Annotated in this window: 9 protein-coding genes; 4 read left to right on the top strand and 5 right to left on the bottom strand. The window is 28.1% G+C overall.

Going from position 1 to position 9318, the window contains the following annotated elements:
* Positions 1-142 precede the first annotated feature (142 nt).
* The 3 genes from CQA44_RS10150 to CQA44_RS10160 are packed head-to-tail and all read left to right on the top strand — an operon-like array spanning position 143 to position 1887.
* A complete protein-coding gene (locus CQA44_RS10150) occupies positions 143-493 on the top strand; it encodes a cytochrome c (protein ID WP_115547130.1) in 351 nt (116 codons plus the stop codon).
* 15 nt (positions 494-508) lie between these two features.
* Positions 509-1138, top strand: a complete 630-nt coding sequence (locus tag CQA44_RS10155) for a M48 family metallopeptidase (RefSeq protein ID WP_115547131.1) — start codon at positions 509-511, stop codon at positions 1136-1138.
* Positions 1135-1887 (top strand): SDR family NAD(P)-dependent oxidoreductase, encoded by a 753-nt coding sequence (locus tag CQA44_RS10160; protein WP_115547132.1) that lies wholly within the window; start codon positions 1135-1137, stop codon positions 1885-1887. Before CQA44_RS10155 ends, CQA44_RS10160 begins: the two co-directional genes overlap by 4 nt.
* Before the next feature lie 54 nt (positions 1888-1941).
* Here CQA44_RS10160 and CQA44_RS10165 read toward each other — a convergent pair whose 3' ends face one another.
* The 5 genes from CQA44_RS10165 to CQA44_RS10185 are packed head-to-tail and all read right to left on the bottom strand — an operon-like array spanning position 1942 to position 7151.
* Positions 1942-3348 (bottom strand): replicative DNA helicase, encoded by a 1407-nt coding sequence (locus CQA44_RS10165; protein WP_115547133.1) that lies wholly within the window; start codon positions 3346-3348, stop codon positions 1942-1944.
* A gap of 2 nt (positions 3349-3350) precedes the next feature.
* A complete protein-coding gene (ppa, locus tag CQA44_RS10170; RefSeq protein ID WP_115547134.1) occupies positions 3351-3869 on the bottom strand; it encodes an inorganic diphosphatase in 519 nt (172 codons plus the stop codon).
* Between the two features lie 9 nt (positions 3870-3878).
* On the bottom strand, positions 3879-4451 hold the full coding sequence (locus CQA44_RS10175; protein ID WP_115547135.1) for an adenylate kinase: 573 nt from the start codon (positions 4449-4451) through the stop codon (positions 3879-3881).
* Positions 4448-6205, bottom strand: a complete 1758-nt coding sequence (aspS, locus tag CQA44_RS10180; protein WP_115547136.1) for an aspartate--tRNA ligase — start codon at positions 6203-6205, stop codon at positions 4448-4450. Before aspS ends, CQA44_RS10175 begins: the two co-directional genes overlap by 4 nt.
* 4 nt (positions 6206-6209) lie before the next feature.
* On the bottom strand, positions 6210-7151 hold the full coding sequence (locus tag CQA44_RS10185) for a chemotaxis protein (RefSeq protein WP_115547137.1): 942 nt from the start codon (positions 7149-7151) through the stop codon (positions 6210-6212).
* Between the two features lie 72 nt (positions 7152-7223).
* Between CQA44_RS10185 and ligA the strand changes: the two genes are divergently transcribed.
* The gene (gene ligA / locus CQA44_RS10190; protein ID WP_115547138.1) at positions 7224-9173 is read left to right on the top strand and encodes an NAD-dependent DNA ligase LigA; all 1950 of its coding nucleotides are present in this window, start codon (positions 7224-7226) and stop codon (positions 9171-9173) included.
* The last annotated feature ends 145 nt before the right edge of the window (positions 9174-9318 follow it).

Below are 9318 nucleotides of genomic sequence, written 5' to 3' on the forward strand. Positions count from 1 at the left end.
AAGAGTTTGGTTTAAAACAAAGAGAAATAATACAAGATAAATTTAATAAAGATTCTATTATGAAATTATGGGAGGAATTATTTTATAATGAATAGTGTTGGGGTGAAAAATGTATAATAGATACCATATTTAAGGAAAGTATATGAAAATCATTTTATTAATATCTTTTTTTAATGTATTTCTTTTTAGTGATGAAAATATAAGAAAAGAATTTTTAACTCAATATGAATATGGAAAGGCATTATATAAAAAACCACGAGGAATAGGCTGTATAGAGTGCCACGGTAGGAATGGAGAGGGCTCTGTTATTAGCTACATTAAGCAAAAAAATAAGAATAAGCCAATTATAGCTCCAAATATTAGAGGAGTGGGATTTATTAAATTTGAGAGTGCATTAAAAAATGGTAAAGGAGTAATGCCTAGATATAATCTTACAGCATCTGAAATGCTAGCTTTGTATATATATTTAAATCCAAATTTCAAACAACCATAATAAGAGTTTTACACAATGGATTATCAAATAATTACAAAAAATATTAAATCTTTAATACTTAGGGTTGATAAGAATGGAATTATAAAAGTTTCTGCTCCTAAAAATTATAATAGAAAATATATAAATGATTTTGTAGAATCCAATAGGCAGTGGATAGAAAAAAGAATAAATAATATTCCAAAGTATAATAATGGCTCTAAAATTTACTACTTTGAAAATGAATTTTTATTAACAATAGAATCTAGCTTTAAAAATGAATTTATAGAGTTAGAAAATAATTTAATTATTAAAATAAAAAATAAAGAGAATATTAAAAAAATGATTCTAAAATGGTATAAACAAAAATCAAAAAATCTTATAGAATCTATTTTACAAACCTATCAAGATAAAATAGGGCGAGAAGTAAAGAAAGTTAGACTTAGAGATATGAGCACAAAATGGGGTAGTTGTAATTATTCTACTGCTGTAATTACACTTAATTCAACACTTTTTTTAAAGCCAAAAATTTGCTTTGAATATGTCTTACTTCATGAGTTAATCCACTTAGTTCATCCAAATCACGGCAAAGGATTTTATTCTATGCTAGATTCTTTAATGCCACATTGGAAAGAAATTAAGAATAAATTAGAAGGATACTTAAAATGATAGCTTTAATTACAGGTGCTTCAGTTGGTTTTGGTAGGGCTATTGCAAAAAAATTTGTAAAAGAAAATCATAAAGTAATAGCTCTAGCTAGACGAGAGGATAAATTAAGAGAATTGCAAAATGAGCTAGGAAATAATAATTGTGAAATTATAGGTATAGATGTATGCAACACCAATAAGATAAAAGAGAGATTAGATAGTTTAAGAAATAATTTTAGAAATATTGATGTATTAGTAAATAATGCAGGTCTTGCTTTAGGATTATCAAGTGCAAGCGAAGCAGATATATTAGATTGGGAAAGAATGATTGAAGTAAATATACTTAGTCTAGTTCGATTAACTCATCTCTTACTTCCTCAAATGGTAGCACAAAAAAGAGGTCATATTATTAATATAGGTTCTATTGCTGGTAGTTATCCTTACCCCGGTGGCAATGTATATGGTGCTTCAAAGGCATTTGTAAAGCAATTTAGCTTAAATCTTCGTGCAGATTTATTTGATAAAAATATTCGTGTAAGCAACATCGAACCCGGTCTTAGTGGAGGGAGTGAGTTTTCTTTAGTAAGATTTAAAGGAGATAATAATGCTGCAAATAAAGTATATGAAAATACAGACCCTCTTTTGCCAGAGGATATTGCTGATGCTGTGTTTTGGGTAGCAAATCAACCACAAAGAGTAAATATCAATAGGATTGAGTTAATGCCAACTACTCAAGCACCAAGCACATTAAATGTTTATAAAAATAAATAGGTAAAAATGAAAAATAGTATTGTTTTAAAAAGTGTATAATCATTCTATAAATATCTAAATTGGCATATTTAGCATCTCCGTTTCTTTATGCTCTATTTCATTATGAGTAGTTTGAGAGGTAAATCTAGTATATTTAGTGTGCATATTTAGCTTAATAGTGCCAATAGGACCATTTCTATGCTTACCTATTATTAGCTCTGCTTCTTCAATTTCTTTTTCTTCTAATATTATTTCTTTAGGTATTTCTTTACCTTCTTTTTTAGCCTTTTCTAATTTTTCTTTTTGGGCTCTTATTTGATATATGGAATCTCTATATAAAAATAATATTATATCTGCATCTTGTTCTATAGCTCCAGATTCTCTTAAATCGCTTAACATAGGACGTTTATCACCTCTCTTTTCTAACTCTCTATTTAGCTGACTTAAAGCTAGTATGGGTATCCTAATCTCTCTTGCTAAATTTTTTAATCCCCTACTAATTTCTGCTATCTCTAGATGTCTATCTTTATTATTAATGCCAGACATAATTTGTAAGTAATCAATCACTACAAGCGATAAGTCAGGATTTTTTAACTTTAGCTTTCTAATTTTTGATTTTAATTTTGATATATTAAGATTTCCACTATCATCAACATATAATTTCCACGATGAGATTTTATTGCACATATTAGAAAAATATTCCCAATCATTATTATCTAAATTGCCTATAATTAGATTTTGCATAGGGATTGAAGTCATTGATGATAGCATTCTTAATATAATCTGTTCTGCATCCATCTCAAGACTAAAAAATGCTACAGATTTGTTTTGTTTTAAAGTGGGTTGTAAAACGTTAATAGCAAATGCAGTTTTCCCCATAGCAGGACGTGCTGCAAGAACTATTAACTCTCCCTCTTTAAATCCACTTGTAATTCTATTTAGCTCACTAAAACCTGTATCAATACCTAATAAAATACTATTATGCTCTTTTTGTTCTTTTATTTTATCAAGCATAGAGTGGGTTATTTCTTGTAAGATTCTAAATTCGCTATTATTTTTACTTGATTGGAGTTTAAAAACCTCATTTTCAATATTATCGATAATATCAACAGATGACATATTTAACTCTAAACTCTGCTCTTTAATGTGATTTGCAAGGCTATGGAGCTTACGTTTTAGACTTAAATCTTTGATTTCATCAATATACTTTTTTATACCTACTATTGGAGAGGTAGTAACAATATTAAATAAATCATTATCAAAATTTATATTTTTATTATTTACTTTTTTTCTAATAAAATCTTCATTAATAGGCAAATCCGTCTTGTATAACTCAGTCATAATATTAAAAATTATTCTGTGATTTTCATAGCCAAAATCACTAGAATCTAATTCTCCCTCTACATCACTAAATATTTGAGGGTCAAATAATATTGTAGCTAGAAGAGAGCATTCTATTTGAATATTATAAATATCTTTCATTATTATTTTGAATAGTTTTTAATTGCTTTTTGTAGGACTTCTTGTGCTTTATCTTTATTATCATAATTTTTAATTTTAACCCATTTTTCAGGTTCTAACATCTTATAAGTTTCAAAAAAGTTCTTAATTCTATTTAATGTTAGTTCTGATAAGTCATTAATATCTTTTATGTCGCTATAATTAGGGTCAATTTTATCAAGTGGCATGGCTAAGAGTTTTTCATCCATTCCAGATTCATCTTCCATAATAAGAACACCAATTAATCTACATCTTATAATACTGCCTGCTTGAAGAGGGTATTGATTTAGCACCAAAATATCGACAGGATCACCATCATCAGCTAGGGTATTTGGTATAAAACCATAATTAGCAGGGTAATACACAGCACTATACATAACTCTATCTACTATTACAGCCCCGCTATCTTTATCTATCTCATATTTTATATTTGAACCATAAGGTATTTCTATAACTGCATTTACATAATCATTATTTCCATATCCAATTTTGCTTAAATCCATTTTTACTCCTTATATATTATTTTTTATAAAAGTTTCCATTTCTGTTGTAATTTCTTCAATGCTTCTTTCACCATCTATTTTCTTTAAGATTCCTATATTATTATAAAAATCTTGTATAGCTTGTAATGGCTCTAAATAAACATTCATTCTATTTTTAAAAACTTCAGAATTATCATCACTTCCTCTAGCTCTACCCAATACCCTCTCACAAGCCGTTTTCTCACTAACTACAACCTCAATAACACTCACAAGTTTAACTTCATTTTGCTTTTTTAACACAGAATCTAAAGCTTCCATCTGTGCTATACTCCTAGGATATCCATCAATTAAAACTATATCTTTAGGCGCATTTTTTAATGCTACAACAATAGTATCAACAACTATATCAAGTGGCACTAAATTACCCTTAGAAGTATATTTATCAATAGTTTTACCAAGAGGAGTTTCTCTTGCTACTTCTTCTCTTAATAAATCTCCTGTGGAATAATGCACGATAATATTATTATTTTTTGATGCAATATTCTGTGCGTCAGTTGTTTTACCGCTTCCTGGTGCCCCAATAATTAAAAATAATTTTTTCACTTTATTCCTTTTATTGTTTTTGAATTTAATTTTATTCCAAGCTCATTTAATTGTTCTTGTTGAACAAAACTAGGTGCATTTGTCAGCATACAGGTAGATTTTTGAGTTTTTGGAAATGCAATTACATCTCTAATGCTACTTTGTTTAGTAAGTAGCATAATAAGCCTATCAAAGCCAATGGCTATTCCTCCGTGCGGAGGAGCACCATATTGCAGAGCTTCTAGTAAAAAGCCAAATTTTTCATTAGCTTCCTTATCACTAATTCCTAATAATTTAAATACCTTTTTTTGTATTTCATCTTTATGGATTCTAATGCTTCCACCGCCAAGTTCAACACCATTTAATACTATATCATAAGCTATGGAAGTGATTTTTAGAGGGTCTTTATTGTCTATATCTCTTGGCATTGTAAATGGATGATGTATAGCATAGTATCTATTATCACTAAATTCAAACATAGGAAAATCAACTACCCATAATAAATTAAGCTCATCTTTTGCTACTAAATTCATAATTTCTGCAACTCTTAATCTAAGCCTTCCCATATAATCTAAAACAACATTTTTTTCACCAGCACCAAAGAAAACTAAATCACCATTTATTAAATTTAGCTTTTCTTTAAAACTCTCTATTTTAGATTCTTCTATAAATTTTACAATAGGACCCTTTAATTCATTATCCCTCACTTGAATATAAGCTAAACCTTTTGCTCCAAATTTTTTTACAAACTCTTCACACTCACTTAGTATTTTTCTACTAAACACACTATCACCTTGTGGAATCTTTAATGCTTTAAAACGATTTAATCTTAAATTATTAGCTATATTTTTAAAAATTTCATTGCTAGATTCTATAAAAAATTCCCCAACATCACACATAGGAAGATTAAACCTTAAATCTGGTTTATCACTTCCATATTTTTCCATTGCCTCATTATATGTCATACGCCTAAATGGAGGTTTTATATCATAACCACATACTTTAAAAATATCTTTTATAAGTATCTCTGCAACATTAATAATATCATTATCATCACAAAAGCTCATTTCAATATCAATTTGTGTGAATTCAGGCTGTCTATCTGCTCTCAAATCTTCATCTCTAAAACATTTTGCAATTTGAAAATATCTATCAAATCCACTCATCATAAGAAGTTGTTTAAATAATTGTGGGCTTTGAGGTAGTGCAAAAAATTCTCCATTATATATTCTGCTTGGCACTAAAAAATCTCTAGCTCCCTCTGGAGTAGCTTTGGTTAAAATAGGTGTTTCAACCTCTAAGAATCCTAGTTTATTTAAACAATTTCTAACCTCTATTGCAACTTTAGACCTAAGCTTAAAAATCTCATAAGCTTTATTTGAGCGTAAATCTAAATATCTATATTTTAGTTTTAATTCTTCATTAGTATTATCAGCACCTATAGTTATTGGAGGGGTTTTACTATTATTTTCAATTATTAAATCATTTACTACAACTTCAATTTTTCCTGTTTTTAATTTTGGGTTTTCTAACCCTTCTCCTCTCTCTCTTACAATTCCTCTAATTATCAAAACATATTCATCTCGAATATGACTTGCTTCTTTATAAGCACTAGAATTTGGGTCAAAAACTAACTGTATAATTCCGCTCTTATCCCTTAAGTCTATAAAAATTATTCCTCCGTGGTCTCTATATGTATTACACCATCCACAAAGTTTGACTTCTTTGCCTATATCACCTTGGTTTAATTCAGCACATAAATGTGTTCTTAACATAATATTATTTTCCTTCTAATAGTCTTCTTAATTCATATTCTAGTTCTGCTGGTTTTAGTTTTGTTAAAAAGACATCTGCCTTTAATGATTTTGCTAGTGAGATATTAGATTCACTACTCATTGAAGTATTAACAATTACAGGAATATGATTAAAAGTATCATTTTCTTTTACTTGCTTTAATACCTCAAAGCCAGAAATAATAGGCATTTCTAAGTCTGTTATTATAGCTCCAATGCTTTTAATATCATTTTCTGTTTTTAGATATTGTAATAATTCTTTTCCATTTGGAAATGAATAATATCTTAATCCTAGTTTTTCTAAAATTATCTGCATAGACTTTGCAACAGGCTTGCTATCTTCAGCTAGAAGAATTATTTTATTACTTTTTATTTTCTCTAAAGTTTGTAAATTTAGTGTTTCATAGTTATTTACCATAGGGAAAATTTCCCCTAACATTTTTTCTACATCTAATACTTGAACAATCTTACCATCATCAAATTTAGTAGTAGCTATTACTTTGCCATTTTTTTGGAAGCCATATTCAGTCCCTGTAACTACTTCGTCCCAATTTCTTTGAATTATTCTTTTAACAGAATGAATTCTAAGCCCAACTGTATATCCACTAAAATCACAAATAATAATTAAGTATTTAGAAGAATCTATTGAATATTCTCTTAAATCTACTAATGCGTTATTTGGGTCAAAAAACAACCATCTTCTTAGATCAAGTAAAGGTATAGATTCTCCTCTCATTGTTATAAATCCAAGCACAACATCATTATCTTCACCCTCTGTTTTAGTAAGTACATCTGTATAATGGACAACTTCACGAACCTTAAAAACATTTGTAGCATATAGTTCGCCTTTTTCTTCAAGTAAAAAACATAAGAATTGCACCTCATTCATTAAATGTAATTCTGAAGATTTAACTATATTTTTTAGCAACTTATATTCCTTAAGTAAAAAATTTTAGTATTATATAATTTAAAACTTTAAAATTAAAGAGAATTTATAATGATTGATTATGAAACATATATACAAAAAGTCTCAATTTTAAAAAAAATGGCATATCATTATTATGTATTAGATGAACCAATAGCAAGTGATGATGAGTATGATAAAACATATAATTTAGTATTAGAGTTTGAGAAAGCAAATCCAAATAAGATAGATTCTACATCACCCACACAAAGAGTGGGTGATGTAGTAATTGATAGTTTTGAAAAGAGTCAACATATTGAAAAAATGTGGAGTTTAGAAGATGTATTTAATAATAATGAATTAAATAATTGGATAAATAGAATTTATAAAAATACTAATTTTAGTGCAATATTTATGTGTGATGCTAAATTTGATGGAGCAAGCCTTAATTTACTTTATGAAAATGGTAAATTAATTTCTGCTGCTACAAGGGGTGATGGTAATATTGGGGAGCAGGTTTTACATAATGCAAAAGCTATTAAATCAATTCCTTTAAGTATCCCATATAACGATAAAATTGAAATTAGAGGTGAGGTAGTTATACAAAGAGATACTTTTGATAGCATTAATAAAAAGCGTTTGCAAAAAGGAGAAAGTATTTTTGCAAATCCTAGAAATGCTGCCGCCGGAAGTTTAAGACAACTAGATTCTACTATCACTAAAGAGCGTAGATTAAAATTTATCCCTTGGGGATTTGGTTTTTGTAATATAAAAAACAATAGTTTCTTTGAGAGACTAGACATAATTAAAAGCTTTGGATTTATTGATACAAAATTAAGTGCTATTTGTAAAAATATAGATGAAATAGAGGTTTTTTATAAAAAGCTAGTTTCTTTAAGGGATGATTACCCTATTATGCTTGATGGTATGGTAATTAGGCTAGATAGTGTAGAATTACAAGATTCTATTGGATATACAATTAAAAATCCTCGTTTTGCTGTTGCTTATAAATTTCCTGCGATAGAAAAACAAACAAAAATTTTAAGCGTTACTTTTCAGGTTGGAAGAAGTGGTTTAATAACGCCTGTAGCAGAACTTGAAGGTATACATATTGATGGAGCTAAAATAAGCAGGGCTACTTTGCATAATTTTGATGAAATAGAAAAAAAAGATATTAGAATAAATGATAATGTCCTTATAATTCGTAGCGGAGATGTGATACCAAAAATTATTAAGCCTTTAGTTGAGCTAAGAAATGGGGGTGAGATTATCATCTCTAAACCTACACATTGTCCTATATGTAATAGTGAGTTATTAATAGAAAATATTTTAATTAAATGTCAGAATCTAAATTGTAAGGGTAGGGTGATAAATTCAATTATTCATTTTTGTTCTAAAAAGGCAATGAATATTGTAGGTATGGGAGATAGAATAGTTGAGTTTCTATTTGAGAATAAATTAATAAATAATATTTTAGATATTTATAGTCTTAAATATGAAGATTTAGAGGGAATTGAAAGTTGGCAAAATAAAAAAATTAATAATTTATTAAATGCAATCAATAGTAGCAAAAACACATCTTTATGGAGATTTATAAATGCACTTGGAATTGAGCATATTGGAGAGGGGAGTAGTAAAAAGTTAGTTAATATTTTTGGTGAGAGAATTTTTGAGGTTAGTTTTGAAGAGCTTATTACAATAGATGGCATAGGAGAAGAAATGGCAAAATCTCTAGTTTTATTTATGCAAACAAATAAAGAATTTATTACTTCCCTTCTTCAAATTATAAATATAAAAAAAGATTTAAATGTAGAATCCAAATTATTATTAAATGAAGTAATAGTTTTAACAGGCACTATGAGTAAAAGTAGAGATATAATATCAAAGGAATTAGAGGCTTTAGGAGCAAGTATATCATCAAATGTGGGTAAAAAAACTACAATGTTAGTTTATGGTGAAAATGCAGGAAGCAAACTATCAAAAGCAAGAGAATTGAATATAAAAATTATCAGTGAATATGAATTAAATGAGATATTAAAATCTTAAAAAATATAAATTAGATTCCAGCTAGCTAGAATCTAATAATTAAAATTCAATAGTTCCTGTTGAAGCTAAAGGAATGCTTTTGTTTCCCGGACCAGAAGAGGTAGCATAAGAAGCTTTTAATAAATCACAGAATGTTCCTCTATTT

This window comes from Helicobacter sp. MIT 14-3879 (assembly GCF_003364125.1).

What these genes read in the sequence shown, in the direction of transcription:
- CQA44_RS10165 (WP_115547133.1), bottom strand. Translation starts at nt 3,348, where the DNA reads ATGAAAGATATTTATAATATTCAAATAGAATGCTCTCTTCTAGCTACA.
- CQA44_RS10155 (WP_115547131.1), top strand. Translation starts at nt 509, where the DNA reads ATGGATTATCAAATAATTACAAAAAATATTAAATCTTTAATACTTAGG.
- CQA44_RS10160 (WP_115547132.1), top strand. Translation starts at nt 1,135, where the DNA reads ATGATAGCTTTAATTACAGGTGCTTCAGTTGGTTTTGGTAGGGCTATT.
- CQA44_RS10150 (WP_115547130.1), top strand. Translation starts at nt 143, where the DNA reads ATGAAAATCATTTTATTAATATCTTTTTTTAATGTATTTCTTTTTAGT.
- aspS (WP_115547136.1), bottom strand. Translation starts at nt 6,205, where the DNA reads ATGTTAAGAACACATTTATGTGCTGAATTAAACCAAGGTGATATAGGC.
- ppa (WP_115547134.1), bottom strand. Translation starts at nt 3,869, where the DNA reads ATGGATTTAAGCAAAATTGGATATGGAAATAATGATTATGTAAATGCA.